Here is a 25996-nt window from a genome sequence, read left to right on the forward strand (position 1 = left end):
AAAAAAATGATCCCAAAAATGGCGCTTGTTCGCACGCTATTCTTGGGATCACTATCCTTCGTTCTCTTCGCTGATGGAACTAAAAACCTCCTGGCCCCATTTGACCAAAGGAAACTTCTTCCCCGGATTGAGAAATCGTCATTGACGTATCTGCGAAGCTGAACGTGCCTAAATCTTCTGCATCACTGATTGATAGTTGTTCACTAAAGCCATTCGTAAGTTCAGCTTGAGTCGTGCCACCGGTAGCAATCGTATACGTTTCCCCAACTGCAAGCTGCGGTGACGAGACTACGATTGTTTGATAATTTTTAGCAGGTTGATACGCAATCACTGCTTCCCCTGCGGTTGTTTGCAGACTCATTAGTGTATCTGCTTGTTGAACAGTGTCATAGCTGATTGCTACTGTCGCTTGAGTAGAACTATCACTGACGGTTTGCGCCATTCCACTTGAGCCAGCAGCGACAAATGTCCCACCTGTTAAAGTAAACGCGCCACCATAATCCAATGCGCCATTACCGCCATTTACGGGGCCGTCAATCAGCATCGTACCGCCAGACATCTCAATGTTCCCATTGCTGTCTAAACCGTCCCCTTCCGCATTGACATAGATCGTGCCACCGTTTATCAATACTTCTTTACTATCATCCGCCTCATCCGGTGGCCCGCCAAAGCTGTCAGCGCCAAACTGTCCAGTCGTCGTTTCTGTGTCACTCCCACCGCCGGCATTGATCCCGTCATCACTAGCAGTGACATGTATCTCTCCGTCATTGAAGGCGATGACTGCTGATTCAATGCCTTCATAGGATTGTTGGATGTCAATTGTGCCGCCATTGAAGGTCAATTCGTTGTCTGTATGAATCCCATCATCTCCAGAGCTTAATGTGAGTGTCCCGCCTGTTATTTCCGCACTGTTATTGGTATGTATACTGTCATCGGCACTATTGACGGTATAGTTTCCGCTACTGATCAACACATTATTCCCGGCTTTTATGCCTTTGTAACTTTCATTTGTATCTAAGTTCGTGCTATCGGCTCCGTCTGCCGTTTGGATCGTGATTTCTGCTCCTTGGCTACGGATGGATGTTTCTGCTTGGATGCCGTCTCTTCCACTGTTTATATTGAAAGTCCCGCCGTCGATCGCAACAGCACCTTTTGTCTCGTCCTCTGTTCCATTTGCTTGGATGCCATCCCCTTCTTCGGTGGTGATCTGATAGCTTCCATCTTTGACCGATACCGCATCTTTTCCTTTCAATCCGTTATTTTTTGCATTGATCTTATAGGTTCCAGAGATCAAGACTAAGTCATCTTTGCTACGAATCCCGTTACTATAATTGCCATCGACAGTCAATGCGCCAGTACCATTGATCGTCAAATCTTCTTTGCTGTACAAGGTGGCATCTGGCTCAGTTTCGTTTTCAGCAAGTGTATATGTCTCTCCATCAGCTAAGTGATTTTCAGTGTTGTCTGCTAAAGTCACTATCGCCTTTTCTGTTTGTTGGATATCCACTGCGGGTCCGTTAGAATTGGTGATCGATACACCGTTGAAAATCAGATGGACTTTTTCTTCTTTCGGCACATTCACGATCAATTGACCGTCAGTCAATGTTCCGCTGATGACATAAGTCCCTCCTTTTGTGATCGTTACTTGTTTATCAGAAACTTCAACACCTTCTCCTGTCACTTCTGTCTCCTTCCCTAATTGGATGTCGACAGCGGAACTTTCCTCATAGCTAGTTGTTAGATCTTCTGTCTCATAATTACCGAACGTCGTTTCTGATTCCGTCGATGTCGTATCTGTCGAGAGATTTGTCACTGTACTTGTATCTGTTTCCTCTGTGCTAGTCTTACCCGAAGAAGCTGAATTTGCTGAGGAACAGGCTGTTAATAAGAGACTGGTAGCGATCAATGAATAGAATTTTTTCATGCGAGTTCCTCCTTTATAATTCTTCACGATTCGTGGCTACTTTACCGAGTACGACTGGTAAATTACCATTGCGAACACGTATTTGATCAATGATTTCTTTTTCCTGCTGTTGATTTTTCAATAGAAGAATATAGCGTAACTCGTACAAGCTCCCCATGGTCGTTGTTCGAACAGAACTGAGATGATGCGTATACGTATACTCCTCAAAAATATCGGTAAACAGTTCAGGGTAGTCCAAATCTTCTGGAATCGTTACCTTCAATTCTCGCTCGGCTACATTATTCTGATTGCCAAAAGGTGAAAGATAAAGCAGTAGTAAAAAGAGTGCGACGATAACTGAGAATATCACCACGTACGCAACGTAGCCCATCCCTGTAGCAATCCCGATACCCATCGACCAAAAAATACTAGTGATTTCTCTTGAACCACCGGCAACCGAACGAAAACGAATCAGACTGAAGGCACCGACGACCGCCAAGCCTGTTCCAAGATTGCCATTGACCAACATGATGACTGATTGAACCAGTATCGGCAAGACAGCGACGGTAACAACAAAACTTTTCGTATAGACGTTACGTTGCATATGGATAGTTGCAACTAATAACCCTAAAACTAATGAAGTGGCGATACAAATCAATAATTCTTTAGGTTGAATGGTTGTCCCTGATTCGATCAAACTAGATAGCATGGTTCTTTCCCTCCTTTGTCTGAACGAATAAATGTCGCTGATATGTTTCTGCGTATTTTGAAAAGCTCCCTTTTCTTAGCTGATAATCGTTTAGTAGCTCCACAAACCACAAGGGATACGCCCCTAGCGCTTTCACTTCCATCAATACGCCAATCTCAGGCGCAACCAAAGTTTCTTCCCCTGTGATTGATAGATCCAAATTGGTACTGCGAAAACGGATATTCTGGTCAAACGTCACACGAAAATCTGGATCTGACGTGCCAAATAGCGACATTCGTTCATACATGATCATTGTTTTAGGCGACAAATCTGGATTTCTTTTGAACAACCAGTTCACTTCCTGTGGGATTTGTTCGTCTTCATTCTTGAGAAAATGTTTTTGATCTAGCCATTGCAGATACTCAGCATAAGTGAGTGGCATTCTTCTTTTATAGACGATTCCGTTGACCTTCTTTTTGATTTCTAGAAAGACCATCGATGTCTCCTTTGGGATGCCGTAGCTTCTTACTCTGAATTTTTCTTTGTATTTTGGTTTCGTCATAGAATTGGTAATGAAACGATCGTCTGGTGTATCAAAGTACAAGGATAAAATAGTATGCAGCCCATATTCGTCGATCTGCATCTGTTTTTTCAAGTCTTTAAAAAAAGAATTGAATTGTGTCGTTGGGACCAGATATTTTGTTTCTTTGCGTTGGAATACATTTTTTAATTTCATTTTCTTCCTCCTGTCGTATCAAGTGATGTCATCTAGCATACAAAGGTTAGCTTAAACGGAACTTAATCCGAAATTTAAGTTTTGTTTATGCTAATCATGGTAAAATCAACTTATATGGTGAAAACAATAGAGGTGGAATGTATGATTAAATTATTAGTGGTCGAAGATGATCACGTATTGTCGGATAATATCAAAGAGATCATTTCTGAAATCGGTGAAGTGACCCAAGTCTATGATGGCAGCGAAGGCTTATATGAATTGGAATCTGGTGTTTATGATCTAGCAGTTCTTGATTTGATGATCCCTGAAATGAACGGTTATGAAGTATTAGCGCATCTTCGGAAAAAGAACATCATGACGCCGGTACTGATCTTGACCGCAAAAGATGGCTTAGAAGACAAAATTGAAGGCTTTGAACGTGGTGCAGATGACTATTTGACCAAACCATTTTATCGTGAAGAATTACTGATGCGGATCAAAGCATTATTGAAACGTTCACTCGGACTCTTCAGTGAACATACGTTGGAGTATCAAGGGATCATCTGTGACTTACAACAAAATACCGTCGAATACAAGAAACAACTACTTCCGATTCAAGGTAAAGAATTTGAGTTGCTTGTTTATTTCTTGCAAAATAAAGGGATCATCTTGACGAAAGAGCAGATTTTCGACCGTATCTGGGGCTTTGATTCTGACACGACGATCACTGTCGTAGAAGTCTATATGAGCAATCTTAGAAAACATCTTCGCGAGACTGGCTTGGATAAAGAAATCAAAACGTTGCGTAATGTCGGCTATATCTTACAGGGAGAGTGAGCCGATGACAGACAGCATTTTCAATAAACAACGCACAAAACTATTTGCAGCCAATGTGACCGCCTTTGCCTTGATTTTTCTTTTGCTTGGAGGAATCATTCTCCAATTATTGAATCAGTCAGCCTATCGTGAGACCGACCTGATGTTGAAGAATGTCTCATTGAACGCCCATATAGTGCAATTAGAAATCGAACGTTATCAACAGGGAGATCCTTTTTTCAACGCCCAGATCCCTCCGCGTCAAACAGAGTCACTACCTGAAGGCGATCGTTTCAATACTCAAGTGATCTTGTGGTCTGCATCAGGTGAAGTCTTGAATAAAGAAACCATTGGTGGTCGTTTTAATCAAATCGAAGGAATCAAGCTGGATACGAGTAAGTTAGATACGATCCAAGACATTGAACTGGCGCAAGCTGACCAAGGAACGCCCCTTTATTTTCGATCCGTTACAAAAAAAGCAACAAACCAAGGAGAAGTTGCCTACGTCCAAGTGTTAGAAAATACCAATCAAATCAACTCTTCTCTGCGAACATTCCAAACGATTTTGATTCTTTGTATGATCGTCTTTTGGCTAGGCTCTATTGGCGTTAGCTATTATTTGTCTAAGCTCAACATGCGTCCGATCTTAGCATCATGGCGCCGACAAAGAGAATTTGTGGAAAATGCTTCCCATGAATTGCGAACACCTTTAACAATCATCCAAAACAGTTTGGAACACCTCTTCACTAAACCAAATCATACGATCATCGAAGAATCTGAAAGTATTGCGCAAGCATTGTCTGAAACAAGACGCCTGACTGGCTTGACTGCTGATTTATTGACCTTAGCGCGAAGCGATTCGAGTCAAGATACGCTCGCAAAGCAAGAACTACAAACAAAAGGATTTATCGCTGAATTGATCAAACCTTTCCAAGAGATGGCAACGATTGATCAAAAAGAGTTTATAGTCGAGAACCAAGCAGACATGAGTGTTTTAGTTGATCCGAAAAAAATCCATCAAGTATTAGTCATTTTGCTAGATAACGCACTCAAGTACACGAGTGAACACGACGAGATCATTGTCACTTCAGCTAGCACCAATAAAGACTGGGTGATCCATGTCAAAAATACAGGTCCTGCGATCAGTGACGAAGACAAAAAACGGATTTTTGATCGTTTTTATCGCGAAGACCAAGCTCGATCAAAGGAAACGGGTGGCTATGGACTTGGCTTAGCAATCGCAAAACAATTGATCGAGCAACACAAGGGACAATTGACTGTGTCAGATCACCTGCCTGTGGGGGTGGATTTCAAGATTCAGTTACCCATCAAATAATCATTTAGTGACACGTGAAAAGACACTTTGAACCATAGCTGGTGCTACGTCAAAGTGTCTTTTTTATTGATTTAGTTTTTAGTATTCAGTGAATGATTGTAGTAAAATAAGACGAGGATAACAAGTAACAGTTGCTTTTCATCGCTCCCCCTATCAGGCTAATACATTGGAGGTGCAGAAGCAATCTTTCGAGAAAATACACTAGTTCCTGTTCCCATGACATCAGATAAGAAATGGAGGTTTTTTGCATGGATGCCAAAACAAGAAAACAGATACAAGAAAAATTGAAACAACGAATGCTCCAGTTACCACCGATCTTCAATGAATTTTTGCAGGCGAACTCAAAAAAATTATCATTAGCTAGTCGCTATGAATATGCAAAAGATTTCCATTTATTTACAGATTACTTACGAAAAACACATAAACAAGAAATAAATGATCAGTTGATCATCCAATTGGAAAAACAAGTCTATCTTAATTTTTTAAGTGAAGTTTACCTTCACACGCGGGCTTTCCATACAGCTGCTGCACAAGAAACGCAACAGCAATTCAAAAATGGTTACTACGGGATCTCTCGCAAGCAATATGCTTTGAATCATTTTCTACGCTTTTTGTATGAAAAAGGCCTTGTTGAAAAAGAGATTTCCTTATTAGGGGATAGTTTACCAGAAACTACCTCTGCCGCTCCACGTTATATCGACGCTTCCTTATTAAGTGATTTTGACTCGCTTTTCGTTCCTGAAAAAGGTTTTAATTCTCCACGGGAAGCACTTTTTGAACAAAAAAATCGTGCAAGAAATCTGGCAATCGTGGCTGTTCTCCTCTATTGTGGCTTGAAGATCCATGAAGTCGTTGAATTAAAATGGAAAAACCTTGATTTGAAGAAACAGATTTTGGTTGTAGATCGGAAAGCGAATCGTTTAGAGCGAGTACCTATTCCAAATGAAGCACTTCCGATACTTGCGAACTATGCCAACCAACATAAAAATGGCGCATCTGGTGAATCCTATGTTTTCCGCTCTTCACATGATGAACAAATCTCGCCTCGTACGATTCGCCAAATCCTCGATCGGATCACGGTGTACAAAAACGTTTCACCGGAATTGTGTCGGAAAACTTTTCGTTACTACACTGAATTATACTTAGACGACAAAGATGCAGTGAATTATCTCTGTGGTAATCGCTACGTACGTCCACACTCATTTGAAGAAATCTATGAGAAAATGCGTGACTTCTCCTATCGTTGAACCTCCAATGATCCATGAAATCATCGCATAGAAAGTTCGCTACATCTTCCTGTTTCTTCACTTTCTATGCGATTTATTTCTTGTTGCTGATTTTATTAGCTGCCAAGTATCCTCACTTCAAGTGTGAAAAAACGATCCAGTTGATTTTGTCTGCTTTCTTGAAATGAAGTAATTATGTCGTAACTGCTCATTCTCTAAGAACATGATCCGTTGCACTTGACTGATAAAGAAGCCATTCAATCACCGTGACTAACTTATCTTTGTGATACATTTAAATCACTTCGCTTCATTTTTTTATCGTTGTTCCCTCCTAGTCCAAAGGGATTTAAAGGACTTTGTTTTTGGCCTGCTCTTTGTTTTTTCTTCATTTTTTGTCTTCTGATCAATCCAAACGGATCCAAGACATTCCGTTTATTTTCAGTCTTGCCGGTCAAGCCGAAGACATTCACGTTTTCACTATTTTCTTTTCCTTCGTTAATGATGCTTTCGATCCCTCTTTTTTCTCTATGACCAGTGGCTCTTTCCGGAGTAGCAGTGACTGTTTTATTATTTAGGATCGTATGAACATTCTCCAATGGAATTTCCATCTCATTTGCCTTAAAGTCCCATATTTCTGATAAGGCAATCGCCATCATAAGATAGCCACTCCCTAGATCCATACTGTTTGTTTCTCTTTTTTGTACTTTAGCCCGCGAAAAAGGAAGTCCTTTCACAAGACTGACGATCAGGTTCATTACAGTTTCTGCATCAGTCAATTTAATATTTGCACTTAAAAATGGATCTGTACGTATAGATACCAAGACACTTTCTGGTGATAGTTCTGGTAAACCGTAACACATTGCTGCCTGCTTGACGAATTCTTGAAATGACGGAGTGCCTATAAGCTTATCTTTATTTTTATTAAAGGAATCTCGTATCTCTTCCAGACTGTTCATGAATACTCCTCGAGGGGGTAAGGTGTAACATATCCAATCTTCTGTGCCTGCCACAGTGTGTGTGATTTCATGAATAAAGGTTTCCTTTATACCCGGACGTACTTGTCGATTCAAATCTATTTTTGAATCCATATGAAAAGTATCAGCAAAAATAAGGATGCGACAATTCGGATCATTGCTTATAATAAATGCGTCTGCACGGGGGCGCGTTGTATATTGAGAAAAATAACTTTTGGTACTTTTTTGATAAACCAAATCAGTAGAAATCAGCCAAATATTTTCAAAGCCAAAAGTAGCGGATTGTTCAACGAACTGGAGTCCTTTTTTAGAGATAAATAACAACCTTTTTAGTGCTGCTCGCATAATCTCTTCCTTGTTTTCAACGTTCTGTAGTTCAAATAGCGGCATAAAAAGTTTGGCTGCATCTGTATCCTCTATTTTGTCATGACTTAGCCAGAATTCAGCTAATTTTATATAAGTTTCGAAGATCGCTGTCGTTTCCTGAACCTCCTCTATGAATTTTTTTGCAAACGGTCTGAGAGAAGCCGGTAACTTACTCGGTTCAAGACCAGAATAAACTTTGTAGGGAAGCTCGGGCGTTTTAGGTAAATATAGTTGGACGATCTCTGCCAGATCACTTAACAAATGTTTTTCTGCGTCTATTCTGACTCGGTTTCTAGGTAGTGGAATAAGCGCATCTAAAGGAGGAAGTTGTACGCTATGATCCACAAATCTGATGGCATCAATCTCAAAGTAAGGAATAGCATCTCGAATCATATTCCACTCTTTTTCTCTTCCAGGATTTTTCGGGAAGATAGAGTAGTCTGGTTCTTTGGTTGTAGTTGTTGTTTGTGAACTCGATGCGCCAGCTGACGTCCCTGCATTCGAAGTACCTGGGAGATCGTGCGAGGGAATTTCTTTTTTTCCAGCTCTGCGGATCGATTTTTCCAGTTCATACAGTCGTTTTTCTTCGGAGGTTTCCAAGCGGAAAGAATTATTTTCTAAATCAAAGCGTAAAATCGTTAGCAGATCATTCCCGCTTTTATTCAATATACCGTAGCGATTAAATTCTCGATCTAGTAGTACGGTTGTCACATACTGATCATTGATTTTGAGATAGGACTTTCCATAAGCATTCCACATCAAACCATTTTCATCTGGTGGTGAAAGCGTACTTGGATCTTTTATCGTTTCTGTTTTTTGCAACTGTTTTGTGGTTGTTACGATTACTTCTTTTGTAACCAATGGTGATGATGGTGGCTCAAATCCCCACTCGATCCCATTATATTTTACCGGAAATATTTTGTCTCCGTTACATACGTCATATCGGATGCCTTGACCTTCGATAATTGTCGCTCTGACTGGGACTACATGACCGTTTAGCTTGATGTAATACTCTGTTGGTAGATCTGTTTTTTTGATTGCTAAGATTGGACCATCTCCGTACCCTCTTGGGTTTAAATTCTTTTCATCAGAAAAAGACTTATATACAGCAACTGTACTTGCTAAGTGTTTGATTAATTCCTTTTGTTCTGAATTGAAGGAAATAGGGCCTTCAAAGGGTTTTAACTGATCGCCGTGCAACGTATAATATTTCCCAAAGACATCACCAGTTTCTATATCGGTCACCTGTAAAAATAAATTGTCTTTTACACGCTTGACAAAGATATGTGGTCCATCCTTTGATAGCTTAGCAAGCAATACCTCTTCTTCAATTAATCGCGCTTTCGTTGCACTGTCAAAGCGTTCTAATTTATTTAATAGTAGTTTCATTTCTTTTGTAACCAGTGAACTGTATTTAAAACTGATCAATCGTTTGATGATCAAATTTGCTCCGCCAACTAACAATTCAAATCCTGGATCGACAGATCGTGCAACACTTTTCATCAAGACTTTTATGTCAGTCATACTAGGAAGAAAATACGTAGTATTTTTGATTACTAATTTTAAGCCACCTTTCGCCAGCGCTCTAGATGCACCTAGCGCAAATTTCCAATTGAGTGCCGAGATTTGACCAAAAATAGGAATCATCATAACGGCATCAATCGTGCAAGATGTCACCGCTTCACCAATATCTTGATCAATGATACCTACAACACAATCATAAAATGGAATAAAATGTTTGACTACATTCCAGACTTTTTCAGTGACTGTTTTATCATTGCCGAGTTCATACATGATATTATAAAGCAAATCACTGTGATGACGTGCAAGTTGATCGATAAATGGCTTTGTATCATATCCCTGACATAGCTTTTTATCTTTTTTGATGTCAATGGTAAAGGTAAATAATTTCTTGCCTATTTTAATCCGATCGCCTTCCTTTGAATAGCCTTCTTTCAAAAGATGCTTGTTATTAAACAAACCATACTCAAGGAATAGCAAGGGGTCTCTATCGACTCGTTGGATGACATACCCACCTTCATCTGCCAGTCTTTTTAACGCGTATATTCGTTCTTCCTTTCCATTATTTGCCACAAATAGATCCGTTTGCTCAAGTTCAAGAATGGTGTCTAACCATGGATCATGTTTAAAAAAGATCATAGGCATCGAACCAGGTGCAGAAGGACCATAGTAATGGACCTTGTTGGATAATTTAGCAGATGCTAAAAAGACAGTAGTATCCGGAGAAAAGATAAAATGCTGATCTTCCATATTCAACGAATATAATGAAAGTTCAATTATTTTTTGATCTAAATCAAAATAACTATCAGAAACAGCTCTTGTCAAGCTTTTATAGGCGACCTCAATATTGATGGGAGTAAATAGGCTAGGACATGGATTTCCACCACCTAGATAGATTTCCCCCATTCCAAAAGTAAAGGTGGCACCAAGCCGCTCACACTCTTGTACGACATCATTTGTTATCGCTTGTTTTCTGCGCCAATTGATGGTTGCTTTTTGGTAGGGTGAAAATCTTTTTTCTATTTCTTTTTGAATGTCCAAGCGGATTTCATCGCGCCTATTCCAATACCCCAGAAAGGTTTGCAACGCATATTCTTTATATTTCCCTTCTTTTCCTGCTTTGCGTAGTCCTTCTGGATCGAGTTGCGCCGTAGTGATCAATGCGGGCATCAACAAATGATTTAGTTCATCAATGGTTGTGATTCCTTGGGTACTGATCGTCTCACAGAACAGAGCGCCTAACTTGCGAATTTCAGTTTGATCAAATTTCGTACGATAACCTACGTTTTCAAGTATTTTCGACCCGACCAGCTGTATCACCGATCCAAAATCTGATATCAGTAAATCGTCGGAAATTTGACTCGTCTCAAGGAAATAATTTGGTAAGGTCTTTTGAACAAGAAGAATCCAGATTTTTTTTAAGGTGCTTAAGGAGTCCTCTGATATTTTCGCATCTGTTTTGGACAAATTGAACACACCTGCTTTTGCTAATTCATCTACCTCAAATAGGTTTCTAAGTTGTCCAATAGTAAATATTGATGGATCTTCTGCGTTGAGAATATTTTTTGTGACATAAGCTTCGATCGAGCTTTCTAATACCGTTTCAAAGATCCATTTGGTCACTGTTAATTCTGCATTTTTTTCACTGATTTTTTCGTTTGCTTCCCCACCATATCGATTCATTTCTTTCAGAATGATTTTTGCTATAGGTTGCGTTTTATCATTCATGAGGACGAACCCTGCGCTATCTTGAGAAAACCATTTGCCGAGAGCAACCAACAATTCTTCTTTACTTGGGTTTGTAGACAGTAGCTGTTTCTGTTGAAAGAATATTTCGATTTGATTCCTAATATTTTTATCTCGCCAGCGACCAGCTTCAGTGATGACGAATGATCGATCGTTTCGCGATGGTGCCGGTTTTACCTCCGTCGGTGCAGCGGCTAGTTCTAGTGTATCCATCGCCCATTTAAGAAACATTTGGTGTGCCTCTTCATCTGAGAGCTCCCGAACTTTAAAGATTCCGACAAACAGAACTAATAAGTTTCTGACTTTGTTCATATCAACTTTTTCTGTGGATGTTCCCTCTTGAAGCGTCCAGTGGGTGGCCACTTTAACTAAGTTATTTTTATCGTCAGGACTGCAAGGATGGCCATAGGAAGTTAAAAAATCGGCTACTTTTTGTAATGTTTCTTCAACCTGTATTAAAGAACTTCCAAATTTATCAATCTCTACATCACTGATTTTTTTATTACTTTTATTAATGCCATTCTCAGAAATAAATGCTTTGACTTTTTCCTTCATTTCTTGCTTTTTGCTTTCCTCATCATTTCCATAGGCAAAATTCAAGTGTTCCATATCAAAAGTGAAATCAACTTGCGCATTATTATTTATCCATTGGAGGATCACTGCATATGCTTTTTCAAGAGTCAAATTTTCCTCATTGACATTGTATGCACTAAGGATGATGTTGGCTACTTTATACACCCGTACCACCATTAGAGGATATCTTTTCTCAGAGAGTATCCAGTTTTCCACTGCTTGGGTTAGATAGCGGTTTTGTAAACGCTTCAGTATGACCTTTTTTGAACGTAAATATCTCCTAACTATCTCATTAGCAGAGAATGTTTTACTCCGATCAACCGAGAATGTTCTCTCTACTTTATTAAAAATATTAAGATAATACACATATGGAACGAGTAATTTTCCATTGAAAATACTGGTATTGGTTACCATGCCCTTATTATATTTCTTATAGATGTAGTCACTTTCCTGCTTCTGCTGAAATTTACTTATCACGTAGGGTGATTCATCTGGAGATATTTTATAATAGGTTGTTTTTTCATTGGTTGATCGGTAGATTGCTCCTTCTAGTAAAGTATTCAGTTTCCATTGCATATAAATTGCTTCCAATTTTCTTGTTGATAACTGTTCACCCAATCTTATCAGTGGTACATCGTATTCTTTCAAGATCATGTATGCAAAAAATTGCATTCTTTCTGCATCAACACTATTTTCAGTTTGCCAGTTTTTACCTATCCATTTTTCAACTTGCTCAATTAGATTCTCGGGCGTGTCTAGCTTTTTCACAATTCTTTGCTGGACAAGATAATTTCTTATTTTCTTATTGACATTAGCTGTTCTCTGTTTGTTTTGATAAATAGAGCCAACAAAATAAAAATTTGGCAGATCATGTATATCGGCTTCTAAAGGTTGCTTGTTATCGATGACTGCTTGCACAACTTTTTTGATTTGTGTCAAATCATTTTCCAGATCTGAAGGAACCACTTTCTCCGTCTGATTGGTCGTTGCTGTTTCAGTATACTCAGGAGATTCAAAAAAAGGAATTGTTTTTACGTCTAGAAATTTAGCATCATGGTAGACATTATTCGCTCGCCATTGTAGGAAAATGGCATTTGCTTCTGCATCAGACAATCTTGTCGCTGGGCGACCTAGCGTATGAAGTATGACATGGGCAATCTTTCTTCTTCTAAGCAGTGATTGACTCGCACTTTCTTCATTTTCTAATTTAGCCAGCTCAATAAAGATATAGCGTATGAGTGATCCTTTCAATTCCCTAAAACGACCGTCTTCATTGGCTAAATACTCTTTTACGGCTTCATTGATTGTTTCTGTATGATATCGATCTTTAAAAACCTCAAATTGAAACCAGAAGGGTGTTAACACGGCATCTAATTTCAAGTTCGTGTATAAGTGCTTGATATCAAGATAGGATATGAGCCGTAATTTTAATTCATGTTCAACTTCCAGAGTTAGCTCCTCATATGACAATAATGGCGCTTGTAAACTTTTAGCACTTTCATACAACTCGGTGCCTGGGATATGTTCTCCTGCCCTTTTCTGAACCAAATGATCAGGTTCTTTTTTAAATATGTAACCATTAAACGCGTTGTTATAGCGCCACTGCAAAAAAATTGCGATGCTTCGCTCCTCTGATAAGTTATGTGCAGGTAATCCATGTTCTTTTAGAATCGTTTTGGCAATTTGTACTCTCCGCTCGATAATTACCGCACTTGAGCCTCCGTTATTGGCAAAATTTTGCAAAACAAGTGAAAAATCATTTGACGCTAGTCTTGATGATCCTTTTAATTCTTCATACTCATCAACAAGTTCCTCGATGATTTGCTTATTGACTTTCTCCGTCTCTGCTCTTCGATCAAACAATTCTCGATCAAACCATATTGGCGGCAAAGTCAATGATGGTTTATCAAGCAAAGGCTGATTTTTCAAATAAGCCGTGACGATTTTATTTACGGCATCGTGTTCTTCTTGTGAAAGTTCTTTAGAGGAGTTCAAAGCGACTTGCGAACTGATGTCATAAGGCAATAGTTTTTTTTGTGTTGGCGAAGATGATTTCAAGTGTTGAATGTCTGTTAGGCTCGGTTCATTGAACTGGATGTCGCTAAACACATCATTGTAAATCCACTGAAAGAAAATGGCTATGGCTCGGTCATCTGAAATGGTGTCATCATTTATGTCGTAGCTTTGAAGTATAACTTTAGCGACCTGGCGTCTTTTTTCCAGGATGGCAACACTTGATATGTCGTTATCCACCCACTTTAGTAGAGCGAGGAAAAAGTCTTTTGTAGACAAATCATCAATCAAACAGAAACCTAGGTATTCACACACACGTTCTTTGATTCGATTGGTTGCCACTTCTGTTTCCACGCGCTGTTGAAAGACATCTAAGTCGAGCCAAAAAGCGTCGATTGCTTCGGTTTTTGGCATAGGTAATGGTTGACCTTTTGTATACATATCCACTCTTTGGTTAATAAAGGCTCGAGTAGTTTGTGTGATTTCTTTTACTGAATTCAGTGGTATTTTACTCGCATCGTAGGGGGGCACATCCGCTGAGGCGGCAGGCGTATCAATGCGTGGTGTCACTTGATTCAATGTGTCTGGAAGTTGAAATTTATAGTTCATGAAGGCATGGTTATTACGTGCTTGTAGAAATATTTTTATCGCTTGGATATCTGAAATTTGCTCATCTTTTACGCCATAAGCCTCTAAAATGATCTGCGCAATTTGACGTCTTCTTTCTAATACTAGCTCCTGATCGCTTGGGTCCTTTGAAGTCCCCCAGTTATAAAGAGCATGAAACAGTTCTTTTGTGGAGACACTATTCGAGAAGCAAACGTCATCAGACAACTCGCAAAGTGATTTTCTGATCGTTTCCATTGCCACACCTACGTTATGTCTCTTTTGAAATAGCACTAAATGAAACCAAAATGGGGTTAAGAATTTGGTAGTTATTGGAAGTGAAGGTTCAATATTTATGTAACGCTTCATTACCTTATTGACTGTTTTTTGGATTTCAAGAGAAGGTTCGTCTTCCAGATAATTCATTGAAACACTCATACTGGAGGCATAAGGTAAGATCGGAACATTCAGATTTTTTTGAGGTGTCGGTAACGCTTCCGCTCCAGGGAGTATCTGAAAGTTGATCTTTTCAAAGAATTGATCGATCCGTTCGTTGAATTTTTTGGCTAATTCTAACAATGGCGCTGCTAAATGTTCTTCTTCCTCCAAAATCGGTCTATCAGTTGCTTGGTCGTTCTTAGTTGTCTGAGTCTGGTAGCTCTTGGATGCCTTCGGTCGTTCGTTCTTGGATTCCTGGGGTGCTTGAGGGAAATAAGCTGCCCCAGCACCTCTACTACTTTCTTTGTGCACATGTTCAGTTGCCAAATGTTCCGCTGAGAATGTCCGAGTTAACACTGTAAAAAATTTTGATAATACGCTTTCTACTGGTGGTTCACCTGAACCAGTCGTGTGACTCGTATTCTGGTATTCGTGAAAAAAAGAAGTGAAGGTATCCGTTAGGTTTTCCAAAAAAGAGGTTGGCAGGAACGGTCGAGTATGATTGTTTTCGCTGTGACTACTTGAAGGTTCCCCTTCATAATCATAGTAAGAGGATAGGACCATACGAGCAATATTTTTTGCCTCACGTTGGATTTTACCTAGATCTACTTTATTCTTGGAATCTTTATTTTTAAAAGAAAAATGGTGGATTTCTTGTTGATCGTCTTTGGCTTGTTCTCTTAATTGAAGGGATTTTGATTTCGCTTCTTCACAGATCGTATTAAAATGATAAAGCGTATGGTTTTTCTTCTCCCATAATCCATACTCAAGTACGGACATAGGCGTGACGGTAGTATTACACTTATCGATTTTTTCCAGATTATGAATAGTTTTATGTACATGTAGTGTCCAATGATGTGTAAATTCAGCTAAAGAAACAGGTTCTTGTAAGGTCGCGTTTTTTACAGGATCAGAAAGGTATTCAGAAGCATTGATCGGTTGAGCGGGTTGAACGAGGGTCGTATTCACACTCGAACGAAAAGAAAGAGAATGGATCGTCGGCTGGTATATCTCGGTCTGATTCGTAGGGGTTTGATCCATCATAATATGATTCACGTCAGTTTTTGCTGGACCAATATCCACATACGTGTCAGCTTCAAAGGCAGGCCGACTTGTGCGAAGCGTCCTTGGGGGTTCCCCTCTCACAGCTAAAGAATCAGTGATGACTAATAGTTGAAGGAAAAGTAATGGAGACCATCTAATTCGTTCCGTTAGCTGGTTATTTGCAGTGCTGGAGATGAAATTGACTGCTTCTTGCCTAGCATTTTGATCAGACTTTTTATTGCGCTTATTCTCAAATGTACCGACTGCTTTACGATGCTCTTCGATTGGCATTTTTTTCGCTCCTTTTCAATACAGCTGATTAATTCAAATGGTATATCTATTATTTTAGTTTATCTTATTAAAAAAATAACCGATTCTAAGTACTATTTTTTTGAAAAAAATAAAAAAATGATTAATAAATCCTTTATTAAAAGCTTTTATTATTTATGTAGAATAGAAAATTGTTATGTGTTTTCAAAATTACCATTTAATTATCTCAGTGGGTAAATATGAAAGGTATAGAAGGTTATGGTATATTCATGAGTATGAAAATTCATTTGTATGAGTATCTCCTACTAAAAAAATAAAAAATTGGAAAAGCGAGTGGGCAAGCATTTTCTCAAAAAAAACCTTTACGTCACATCATGTGGATGTTGCGCATTTCTCATCCAATCTTCCCTCTCAATTCAAAAGATAACTTTACATTCAGGTTTTTCTGTTATTTAGATTGTGGATATGCTATCATATTTTAAGACTTTGTACATTTATTAACAAATTTATTTATGGAGCGTGAAAGATGGAAACAATCGACTATACCCCACTTAATCTTTATACGAATTTTCAAGAAGCTGCTGAACGCACACCTGATGTCCCAATGATTTTTGATCAGACATTAGTGGCTTTTCCGGAGCTTGGTTTTAAAAGCACTTACAGCGAATGTCATGAATTAGTAGTAACACGTGCCTATCAACTGGCTAGTTTAGGTGTGACACTTGGTGACAAGATCATGATCTACAAAAGCTCTGCTTTTGATACCTACTTGATTGCCGTTGCTGCCTCTTATCTAGGTGCAGTTCCTGTCATGCCTTCCTACCATTTACCAACAAGTACTTTAGAAGTATTTGTTGATCGTTTGGAAGACCCTTTTATCTTATTCGACGAAGTGACAAGTGAACGCGTTGCAGGCATCACTAACGGCACTAAGAGCAAACAATTGGCTGTCGCTGATTTGCTCAAACAACCCGCAACTCCTGTGGAACAAAAGAAATTAGATAATGATGAAATCTCTTATATGACTCACACTTCCGGCACGACCGGCATTCCTAAATTGATTTGCCACTCTGCACATTCAATGGGCTGGCGGACAAAGTGGCAAAAAACGGTATTTACTAAGATCGCCGAGAAGAAATTAGTCGCTTTTCATATTTCGCCGGTTCATTCACGATTCAACATCGGCATCTCTTCTCTTATGGCGATGGGCTTTCCGATGATGCCAATCGCAGATCCTCAAGGGGAACATGTGGTAAAACTGTTATTAGAGAATCCGCCAATTGCTTTAGAGACACATCCAAATAACTTTGTTCAGTGGAGTTTCACTGCTAGAGAGCATCCAGAAGCTTTTTCAGGTATTCGCTACTACCACTCTACATTTGATGCCATCAACAATCAGACAATGGAAGTATTCCTTCAAACGTCAGCAACAAAAGAAGCAATCTTTTTGCAAGTCTACGGACAAAGTGAATGTGGACCGATGATATTGAAAGCTCATACGTTGGAGAGCTTAAAAACAAGTGACGCACGTGATATGGGTGTCGGTTTAGGTGATTTGACCAAAGCAAGGATCACGGATGAAGAAGGCAATGAACTACCGGCGAACACAGATGGTCACATCCACTTGTTATCAAAAGGTCGTGCATTGACTTATTATAAAGAAGATGCTCGTTTTCAAGAAAATGTGTATGGTGTTTGGTGGGATAGCGGCGATTATGGTTGTATCGATGAAAATGGCCATCTACATTTGAAAGATCGTCAAGTTGATTTGATCGATACGATCAATAGTACATTAGCGATCGAAGATTATTTGTTGGATTCATTGGAATTTTTAGCTGAAGTCGTCATCGTTCGTGATAAAGATAATTCACCACAACCAATCATTGCTTTAGCGCCGAATCAAGAGATGGATTGGGATCGTTGGTGGAACCAAGTCCATGAATTGCCACGTTTGAACACACCGATCATTCGTGCTTACGAAGATATTCCAAGAACAGCAACGATGAAAGTCCAACGGTTACAAATTGAAAAAGAATTTAAAGAAGCAAATCAATAATTATCTGCTCCAATAGTCCAGACAAGTACTTTTCCTGTAGTTAGGAAAGTGCTTGTTTTTTTTGTATATAGATTTCTTTTCTCTTTTTTGCATAAAGTGGCTGACTTGATAATCTGCCAATTGGCTGTTTTTCTTTTTATTCGAACAAGGTATACTCTTTTTGTGGAGGGATGAAAGTGAAAAAAATAGTAACGATTGGAGGATCTGATCCGTTTGCTGGTGGCGGCATACAGTCCGATTTAAAGACATTTGAAAACCATCATATTTTTGGGATGAGTGCATTGACTTGTATCGGAATGCTTGACTCAGATGGTTCGTTTATATTAGAGACGATCCCGCCTGAATGGCTAGCCAAACAGCTAGACTCGATTCGACGTATGACAGATTTAGATGGGATAAAAATTGGCTTATTACATTCATTGGAAGCCATCGACGTTGTGAAGGATTTCCTTACATATTTTGAGGATGTTCCCATTGTGATCGATCCTGTGTTTGCCTTTAAGGAAACAACAAATACCTTGAATCAAGCTTATATGCAAAAAATGATACAGGAGTTATTTCCTTTTGCGGATGTATTGACCCCGAATTTGAAAGAAGCCTCCCTGCTTTATGGCCAACCCGTTCAAACATTTCTCCAAATGACTGATTGTGCAAAATATATCCATTCACTGGGTGCTAAGAACGTAGTGATCAAAGGTGGTACTGGGATTATCGGTAACGAAGCATTGGATGTTTTATTCAACGGAAATGAGACAATCTCATTTAGGCGGGAAAAGTTAGACGAACAGACTGTCAACGGTGCAGGATGTACATTTGCTTCCGCGATTGCTGCAAATCTGGTCTTAGATTATCCTTTGACGGATGCTGTTGCTCGGAGTAAGGCTTTTGTTTATGACTGTATCTTGAATGGTGTCATGATGAAGGATCAAACAGGAAGTGTTTGGTCAAAAGGAAAAGGAGTGGAAATAACGAATGAATACTAAAAAAATTGCAATTTATGCCATGCTGACGGCTTTAACTGTGGGGATCTCTTTAGTCATCTTGATCCCAATACCTGGAACCAACGGATTTGTCACCTTATGTGAAGTTGGGATTTATACGGCAGCTGCCCTTTTTGGTCCGATGGGTGGATTGATTGTTGGTGCAGGAAGTGGCTTGTTTATTGATTTATTATCCGGCTATCCCCAATGGGCGATCTTCTCTTTATTGATCCACGGCTTACAAGGACTGGTTGCTGGCTATTTTGCGGGTAAAGGTTCTGTGCGTTGGGGCTTTGGTTTATCCCTTGGAACGATCATCATGGTTGCAGGCTACTTCTTTGCCAGTTGGTTGCTTTATGACTGGCCAGTCGGTGTCGCATCGCTACCAAGTAATTTGGTCCAAAACATTGTCGGTATCGTGGTGGCAATCCCACTTACAAAGGCATTGATGCGTTTACCTCTGCAACAATCAACGGTAAAAAATAAGTAAAAAGGATGAATGGAAAATGGAAGTATCAAAAGACAGTTTCAAACAGCAATTATCTGAAATGGTTTCGGACGTTCTCAATGAAGCCCATCTTAAAGCAGGCGATCTATTCGTTGTAGGATGCAGTACCAGTGAAATTGTTGGTGGACATATTGGTAAAAACTCAAATGCAGAAATCGGACAATGGGTCATCGAAACATTGAAAGAACAATTAGACCCTCTTGACGTTTCGTTAGCAGTCCAAGGCTGCGAACACCTTAATCGAGCATTAGTCGTCGAACGTCCAGTAGCGGAAAAGAAACAATTTGAGATCGTCTCTGTCATTCCGGCACTCCATGCAGGAGGTGCCTGCTCAGTTGCAGCATTTGAACAATTCAGCGATCCTGTCGAAGTGGAACATGTCGTTGCTCAAGCAGGAATCGACATCGGCGATACTGCGATCGGAATGCACATCAAGCATGTTCAAGTGCCTGTACGTCCTCGTTCTAACACATTAGGTCATGCGCATGTCACTGCTTTACGGTCTCGCCCTAAATACATTGGCGGACCTCGCGCGCAATACGAATAAGAAAAAACTACGAACGAATAAGAGAGTGTTCCCTTTCTTACTGTTCGTAGTTTTTTCATGTCAGCTAAATTTTTCGATAAAGACGCGCTTCATAAGGGGCGAATGTACCACCTGATTGAAATTCTTGACCGGGTTGATTTTCCAATAATACTTCCCAATTTGTTTCGATTTCCGTTGGTAAGGTATAAGTCGCTGCTTCATCAGTCAAGTTGACGATGATCAGATAACGTTCTTCATCTAGGACTCGTTCGTATACAAAGAGCTGTTCATTATCAGGTAGATATTCATTGAAACTACCATATATCAACCCTTTGTTTTCTCGACGTAGGGTAATCATTTTTTTGTAAAAAGATAAAATCGATTCTGGGTCATTGGTTTGATTAGCGACATTGATCATTTGATAATTCGGATTGACGAGCAACCAAGGGGCAACCTCAGAAAAACCAGCATACAAATGATCATTCCATTGCATCGGTGTACGACTGTTATCTCTTGTGGTATTGGCTACGATATCCAATGCTTCTTCTTCAGAACGTCCTTCATCAAGCAACTGTTGATACAAGCGTTTCGAATCTACTGCATCAATCTCATCAATAGAGGAAAATGGTAGATTCGTCATACCGATTTCTTGTCCTTGATAAATAAATGGCGTACCTTGTAAAAAGAAATACATCATGGCGATTGCTTTTGCAGAAACTTGCCAATATGCAGGAGACGTATCTCCAAAGACAGACACACATCTTGGTACATCATGGTTTTCCATATAAAGAGCGTTCCAACCTTTGCCATCCAGTGCTCGTTGCCAAGCGCTCAAGGATTGTTTCAAACTCAATACATCTAGATCTCCATCTTTTTCATGTTTCCAGATCGAAATATGATCAAACTCAAAGATCATATCAAAATAGCCATTTTCACCTACCCACTCAGGTCCTTCGTTTGCAGATACCCCACTCGCTTCTCCTACCGTCATAATATCGTATTCATCAAAGACATTTTTTAATTCTGTCAAATGATCTTCAATACCGGAGACATTTTGAAAAGGAGAAAATGGGTTCTCAGTTGCCTGGACAGAGTATTCATCCTTTTTTACATGAGAAATGGCATCTAAGCGGAATCCATCGATCCCTTTATCTAACCACCAGCGGATCATCGTGAAGAGTTCAGCTTTTAACTTGTCACTTTCCCAGTTCAAGTCAGGTTGTTCTTTTGCAAAAATGTGTAAGTAGTATTGACCAGTTTGTTCATCGTATTGCCAGGCTGAACCGCCAAAGATCGACTGCCATTCATTTGGTGCTTGATCAGGTGTGCCATCGACCCAAATGTAGTAATCACGGTAAGGATTATCGACCGACTGACGTGATTCAATAAACCATTCATGCTGATCAGAACTATGATTGATGACGAGATCCATGATGATCTTTATCCCCATCTGATGGGCTTCAGCTAATAAAGCATCAAACTCATCCATTGTACCAAACTTCTCAAGGATTGCTTGATAATCGCTGATATCATAGCCGTTATCGACAAATGGTGACTGATAAATAGGGTTGATCCAAATAAAGTCGATCCCTAACTCTTTCAAATAGCTAAGTTTTTCGCGAATGCCGTTGATATCACCGATACCGTCGTTGTTGCTATCTTTAAAGCTCGCTGGGTAGATTTGATACCCAACTGCTTCTTTCCACCACTTTTCTGACTGCTTCATGCTTATCCCCCTTTTTTCTTTATTATAGCTCAATTTCAAGCGGTTACATATTTGTTACCGTTAACTGTTTTCATGCTTACATCAGTTGGAGTAGTGCTTATCATAAATGAAAGAACTCAAAAAAGCGAACATCAAAGACCATGAGTGACGCATCATCTTTGATATTCGCTTAATATTTATTTATAAATAACGAGAAATCAATTGGATCAATTGTTTGGGAAATGTCGATAAATCGGTAATATCGACGAAGCGACTTGCGCCATAGATTTCTTTGATTTCTTCCTTATCTTGTCCAATTGCCGCAGAAATAAAGACGATACCTTGGCGTTCATATTCGGTCAACACTTCTTGGATATCTTTTTTTGCTTTAGCGCCTGTATAATCAGGTAACGCTTTTGGTTGGCCATCACTGATGTTGACGATCAGTTTGGTTGTTGCAGGTTGTTCTGCCAGCTTTCCAGCGATCAGACGTAACACTGCGCCATCACGATTGTTTTGTCTTGGCTTCATAGTCACTAATTTCTGTTCCAACCACTCAAATGAATCTGAAAATTCTTTGTACGAAAAGACAGATGTTTTTTCTCTTGTCGAAACATCTGCTGTATCCCCGTAGATCAATAAAGGAATACGTACTTTTTTGGCAAATGCGGCAATAGCAAATGCAGCTTTTTTTGCAGCTAACATGCGGTCTTCACGAACCATCGAACCAGATTCATCGATTCGTAGAGCCACTGCCAAAGAAGGTTGTTCGTGAGGGGGATTTTTTTTATCAAATTGCCGTAAATCCCCATAAGCTACTCGACTAGCATTAAAACGTTGGCCTTCGTACTTTCCTTTTTGATAAGTTTCGCTTTGTTCATTTTCCAAAAGATCAAGGATTTGCCGACTCAATGAATCCACGATTGGATCGATTTCTTGTCGAATAGTCGCTACTTCAGGATTTATGACAGCAAACTTAGGGCGATGAACGATCATTCCTTCTTTTTCATGGATCGTACCTTTCATCAGCTGTCGCGCTTCTTTATTGAGTTCACGTTTGAGTTGCTTGTCTAAGGCTTCCATATCTGAAGCTGACATCTCTTGGGATTCATCATCTGATTGCTGTTGACTTCGTCCTTCGACTTCTTGACTCCGCTCTTCCGATAAAGGCAACGTGTCAATCGGGGTTTCTTCTTTCGCCGCTGCTTCCTTTGTCTGCTCTTCTGGTAACACTTCCTCTTTTTCTGAGGGTTGTTCAGCAAGGGATGTTGTTTCTTCTGCCAACTGATCGATTTGACGTTCTATCGCTTCTTCTGCACGAATTGTCCGTCCTTTGATTCGTGGGGATTCGTCTGATAAGTCCCCCCATTTCTTTTGTCGAAGCAATTCTCTGAGTTCATCTAAAAGCCCACTATCAGTTAGTGCAGTCGTCAAAATGTGTAATTCATCTGGATCAGTCGTCAGTTTATATAAGACTTTGGGATAGAGCGATACGAAAATGTCTTGATTTTGTTTCATTGTATTGACCCAATAAAAATAAGAACGCATACCTGCCACACCTTTGATAGCATTTGCTTTGGCAGTTTCATCTAACAAACGGATCACTTCTGCCATTTTCAACAAAAGTGTCGGCTCTTCGACTTGTGTCTTGCTGATAGCGCGTTCCACCATGACTGAAAGCTCTGGCAGGTCCATTTTCTCAGCATGTTGCATACGATCTCGAAGCGATTCATTCAACGGTCGGTTTCCTTGGTAGTTGCGATTGGTTGTAATGATGATGATACAATCAGGGTGGCGTTTTATCACACCAGTAGGTAAGTTCAACAAACCGTTCGTTTCTAAGGCAGAGTTCAAGGCAACAAGAACCGAAGCATCACGTATCACCGTTGGTTCTTGGATTTCTAAAAGATAACCCTTTTCGATCGCACGAACGATTTCTGACGGATAGTATTTGTAGTGGATCGTACTTTCTTCGTTGTTTTCGATTCGTTGCACGAGATCGGCTAATTTCTGTTTGGCTGTTTGTTGATCGACGGAGTAATATTGTTCGATCAACGTCAATACCGCAGATAATGTATCCGTTTGATAAATAGCGGTCAATAACTCTTGATCCTCTTCTTGGTCTGAATCAATGACAGGTAGTAACGCACCAAAGACATCTGATTTATCCATATCAGCAAAGCATGTTACTTTCGTATAAGGTAACTGCAAATCAAAGGATAATGCTTTGGCTAATTGCGTTTTCCCAGAACCTGCATCTCCTTCCAATAGCACATTGCTGATTTTCATTTCCGGATCTAGCCAGTTTGCTTTGATTTCAGTTGCAATACGCAGCTCTTCAGCACTTGTTTGATGACTTGTCGGTTTTTTCCAGATCATTTGTTTTTCGATCGGCGTAAACGTTCGCTGGTCGGTGAGTGAAAAGTTTTCCATGTTTAAACACTTCCTTATAACATTAATACCCTAGATCATCTAATAGACGTTTCAAGATACGAAAACGTTCACCAAGTAATTCGCCATCTTTTTGTAAAGCATCGTAATATAACATGATATCTTCATCGATTTTAGGATTTTTCGTGTCCACTTCCACCGTCATCCGGTTTCCTTGCAAACCGATGATATCAACGACAGGATTTTCAGGGTCGTAAAATTTTTCATGGCGGTAGGCATCCTGGAAGTATACACTTCCTTGCGCCACTAAGATCGCTAAGTCAAGGATACGAGTGATCGGTAATTCTTCCGATTGACGTGACCACTTTTCACCTGTATGACGCCACACTTTTCCTGAGATATCGACTTTGCCTCGATCATTCCACTGAGCTAATCCTAAAGACAATCCTTTTGCATCTGTATGCAAGGCTTTTCTGCCATCAACTTTATCGTAATCTTCAACGACGATCACTGGTTTATGTTTCAAATTTGTTGGTATTTCCATCCTTCTCTACTCCTTTTTAGTAATTTAGTGATTTAGTAAATTACTAGATAATTAAAGATAGTATAAAATAATTAGGGTAGAAATGCAAAAAAACAGTCCAAGCAAGTCATTGCTCAAACTGTTTCTTTTCTTTGTGTTTTTGCTTTCTGCCCTATTTATTGTGCAGAGATCGCAATACCGATCGCTTTTTCACCCAAGTGACTACCGATCACTGGACCAAAATGGCCGATCTCGATTTCTGCTTGTGGGTATTGTTTTTGAAGTTTTGCTTTTTCTTCTTCGGCAACTTCTAAATTGTTTGCATGGATCACATATAATTTTACTGGTGGCTTAATTTCTTCATTTCGTTTGCCAATGATTTGCTCTGCACGGGCAAAAGCTTTTTTGCTTGAACGGATCTTCTCGAATAAAATAATCTTACCTTCTGAAAAAGTCAGGATCGGTTTGATTTTCAATAGTCCGCCGATCAGTGCAGCTCCGTTAGTCAAGCGACCTCCGCGGACTAAGTTGTTCAAGTCGTCAACGATCAAATAGGCGTATGTATTGTCTCTAATTCGATCGATGTGAGCTAAAATGGCTTCAAGTGAATAACCTTTATCATTCAAGTCTAAAGCAGATTCCACCATATGCCCCATTGGCATACTGGTGATTTTCGAATCATAAGGAACAATCGTCATCTCTTTGACGTCGTCTTTCATCGCAAATAATGTATTGACGAATCCAGAGATCCCACTTGATAAGTGTATGCTTAAGATCGTATCATAGCCTTTGGCTTTCAGTTCTTCGTATAGTGCCAAAACTTCACCTACAGCAGGTTGGGAAGTTGTTGGAAAATCTTTACTGTTTTTCAATAGTCCGTAATATTCGTCTGCTTCGATGTCAATGCCTTCGTTATAAATTTTTCCATCCAAGATCACAGGGATAGGAATCACATATAAATCAGGATGGTTCTTGATACGTGTTGGCAGGAAAGCTGTACTGTCAGTTACGATTGCTAATTTCATTTATTTAAGTTCCTCGTTTCAAAGAATTTTACCAGTCCTTAATACTA

General features: G+C 39.6%; 15 protein-coding genes. 7 read left to right on the forward strand and 8 right to left on the reverse strand.

Going from position 1 to position 25996, the window contains the following annotated elements; translation table 11 throughout:
• Positions 1-79: 79 nt before the first annotated feature.
• From IGJ14_RS06720 to IGJ14_RS06730, 3 genes are read right to left on the reverse strand one after another with little or no spacing between them, the layout of a single operon-like run.
• Positions 80-1924 (reverse strand): carbohydrate-binding domain-containing protein, encoded by a 1845-nt coding sequence (locus IGJ14_RS06720; protein WP_019723347.1) that lies wholly within the window; start codon positions 1922-1924, stop codon positions 80-82.
• A gap of 13 nt (positions 1925-1937) precedes the next feature.
• Entirely contained in the window at positions 1938-2612 is a 675-nt protein-coding gene (locus tag IGJ14_RS06725; RefSeq protein ID WP_019723346.1) for a DUF4956 domain-containing protein, read from the reverse strand.
• On the reverse strand, positions 2602-3327 hold the full coding sequence (locus IGJ14_RS06730; protein WP_019723345.1) for a polyphosphate polymerase domain-containing protein: 726 nt from the start codon (positions 3325-3327) through the stop codon (positions 2602-2604). Before IGJ14_RS06730 ends, IGJ14_RS06725 begins: the two co-directional genes overlap by 11 nt.
• A 141-nt stretch (positions 3328-3468) precedes the next feature.
• Here IGJ14_RS06730 and IGJ14_RS06735 point away from each other — a divergent pair, with 141 nt between their 5' ends.
• The 3 genes from IGJ14_RS06735 to IGJ14_RS06745 all read left to right on the forward strand — a co-directional run bounded on the left by IGJ14_RS06735 (position 3469) and on the right by IGJ14_RS06745 (position 6705).
• A complete protein-coding gene (locus tag IGJ14_RS06735; protein WP_195339272.1) occupies positions 3469-4143 on the forward strand; it encodes a response regulator transcription factor in 675 nt (224 codons plus the stop codon).
• Positions 4144-4147: 4 nt separating this feature from the next.
• Complete coding sequence (locus IGJ14_RS06740) at positions 4148-5458, forward strand: sensor histidine kinase (protein ID WP_066025004.1); 1311 nt, start codon at positions 4148-4150, stop codon at positions 5456-5458.
• Positions 5459-5706: 248 nt separating this feature from the next.
• The gene (locus IGJ14_RS06745) at positions 5707-6705 is read left to right on the forward strand and encodes a tyrosine-type recombinase/integrase (protein ID WP_066025005.1); all 999 of its coding nucleotides are present in this window, start codon (positions 5707-5709) and stop codon (positions 6703-6705) included.
• Positions 6706-6959: 254 nt separating this feature from the next.
• Here the strand turns inward: IGJ14_RS06745 and IGJ14_RS06750 are convergent, their stop codons facing one another.
• A complete protein-coding gene (locus tag IGJ14_RS06750) occupies positions 6960-16256 on the reverse strand; it encodes a QWxxN domain (protein ID WP_195475959.1) in 9297 nt (3098 codons plus the stop codon).
• Positions 16257-16761: 505 nt separating this feature from the next.
• Between IGJ14_RS06750 and IGJ14_RS06755 the strand changes: the two genes are divergently transcribed.
• The 4 genes from IGJ14_RS06755 (at position 16762) to IGJ14_RS06770 (ending at position 20326) form a co-directional block, all read left to right on the forward strand.
• A complete protein-coding gene (locus tag IGJ14_RS06755) occupies positions 16762-18291 on the forward strand; it encodes an AMP-binding protein (protein ID WP_430608435.1) in 1530 nt (509 codons plus the stop codon).
• Positions 18292-18467: 176 nt separating this feature from the next.
• Positions 18468-19274, forward strand: a complete 807-nt coding sequence (locus tag IGJ14_RS06760) for a bifunctional hydroxymethylpyrimidine kinase/phosphomethylpyrimidine kinase (RefSeq protein WP_019723946.1) — start codon at positions 18468-18470, stop codon at positions 19272-19274.
• Positions 19264-19761: an ECF transporter S component gene (locus IGJ14_RS06765; protein WP_065095821.1), complete on the forward strand. Its 498-nt coding sequence runs from the start codon at positions 19264-19266 to the stop codon at positions 19759-19761. The genes IGJ14_RS06760 and IGJ14_RS06765 overlap by 11 nt, the downstream gene beginning before the upstream one ends.
• A 16-nt stretch (positions 19762-19777) precedes the next feature.
• The gene (locus IGJ14_RS06770) at positions 19778-20326 is read left to right on the forward strand and encodes a TIGR01440 family protein (protein ID WP_029594172.1); all 549 of its coding nucleotides are present in this window, start codon (positions 19778-19780) and stop codon (positions 20324-20326) included.
• Between the two features lie 64 nt (positions 20327-20390).
• On the opposite strand, the gene IGJ14_RS06775 is transcribed toward IGJ14_RS06770, so the two are convergent.
• The 4 genes from IGJ14_RS06775 to IGJ14_RS06790 form a co-directional block, all read right to left on the reverse strand.
• Positions 20391-22031: a glycoside hydrolase family 13 protein gene (locus IGJ14_RS06775; RefSeq protein ID WP_195339274.1), complete on the reverse strand. Its 1641-nt coding sequence runs from the start codon at positions 22029-22031 to the stop codon at positions 20391-20393.
• A gap of 180 nt (positions 22032-22211) precedes the next feature.
• Positions 22212-24443 carry an AAA family ATPase gene (locus IGJ14_RS06780; RefSeq protein WP_195339275.1) on the reverse strand — a complete coding sequence of 744 codons (2232 nt, stop codon included), beginning with the start codon at positions 24441-24443 and terminating at the stop codon, positions 22212-22214.
• Positions 24444-24465: 22 nt separating this feature from the next.
• Positions 24466-24945, reverse strand: coding sequence for a DUF6530 family protein (locus tag IGJ14_RS06785; protein ID WP_019723209.1), 480 nt, complete (start codon positions 24943-24945; stop codon positions 24466-24468).
• A 155-nt stretch (positions 24946-25100) separates the two neighbouring features.
• The gene (locus IGJ14_RS06790; RefSeq protein ID WP_019723210.1) at positions 25101-25949 is read right to left on the reverse strand and encodes a DegV family protein; all 849 of its coding nucleotides are present in this window, start codon (positions 25947-25949) and stop codon (positions 25101-25103) included.
• Positions 25950-25996: the final 47 nt, after the last annotated feature.

The organism is Enterococcus sp. DIV1304_2, from assembly GCF_050555445.1.
Taxonomy (GTDB): domain Bacteria; phylum Bacillota; class Bacilli; order Lactobacillales; family Enterococcaceae; genus Enterococcus_B; species Enterococcus_B pernyi.

Coding starts and splice junctions, on each gene's coding strand:
- IGJ14_RS06725 (WP_019723346.1), bottom strand. CDS start 2,612: ATGCTATCTAGTTTGATCGAATCAGGGACAACCATTCAACCTAAAGAA.
- IGJ14_RS06745 (WP_066025005.1), top strand. CDS start 5,707: ATGGATGCCAAAACAAGAAAACAGATACAAGAAAAATTGAAACAACGA.
- IGJ14_RS06790 (WP_019723210.1), bottom strand. CDS start 25,949: ATGAAATTAGCAATCGTAACTGACAGTACAGCTTTCCTGCCAACACGT.
- IGJ14_RS06720 (WP_019723347.1), bottom strand. CDS start 1,924: ATGAAAAAATTCTATTCATTGATCGCTACCAGTCTCTTATTAACAGCC.
- IGJ14_RS06755 (WP_430608435.1), top strand. CDS start 16,762: ATGGAAACAATCGACTATACCCCACTTAATCTTTATACGAATTTTCAA.
- IGJ14_RS06785 (WP_019723209.1), bottom strand. CDS start 24,945: ATGGAAATACCAACAAATTTGAAACATAAACCAGTGATCGTCGTTGAA.
- IGJ14_RS06770 (WP_029594172.1), top strand. CDS start 19,778: ATGGAAGTATCAAAAGACAGTTTCAAACAGCAATTATCTGAAATGGTT.
- IGJ14_RS06775 (WP_195339274.1), bottom strand. CDS start 22,031: ATGAAGCAGTCAGAAAAGTGGTGGAAAGAAGCAGTTGGGTATCAAATC.
- IGJ14_RS06750 (WP_195475959.1), bottom strand. CDS start 16,256: ATGCCAATCGAAGAGCATCGTAAAGCAGTCGGTACATTTGAGAATAAG.
- IGJ14_RS06730 (WP_019723345.1), bottom strand. CDS start 3,327: ATGAAATTAAAAAATGTATTCCAACGCAAAGAAACAAAATATCTGGTC.
- IGJ14_RS06780 (WP_195339275.1), bottom strand. CDS start 24,443: ATGGAAAACTTTTCACTCACCGACCAGCGAACGTTTACGCCGATCGAA.
- IGJ14_RS06735 (WP_195339272.1), top strand. CDS start 3,469: ATGATTAAATTATTAGTGGTCGAAGATGATCACGTATTGTCGGATAAT.
- IGJ14_RS06765 (WP_065095821.1), top strand. CDS start 19,264: ATGAATACTAAAAAAATTGCAATTTATGCCATGCTGACGGCTTTAACT.
- IGJ14_RS06740 (WP_066025004.1), top strand. CDS start 4,148: ATGACAGACAGCATTTTCAATAAACAACGCACAAAACTATTTGCAGCC.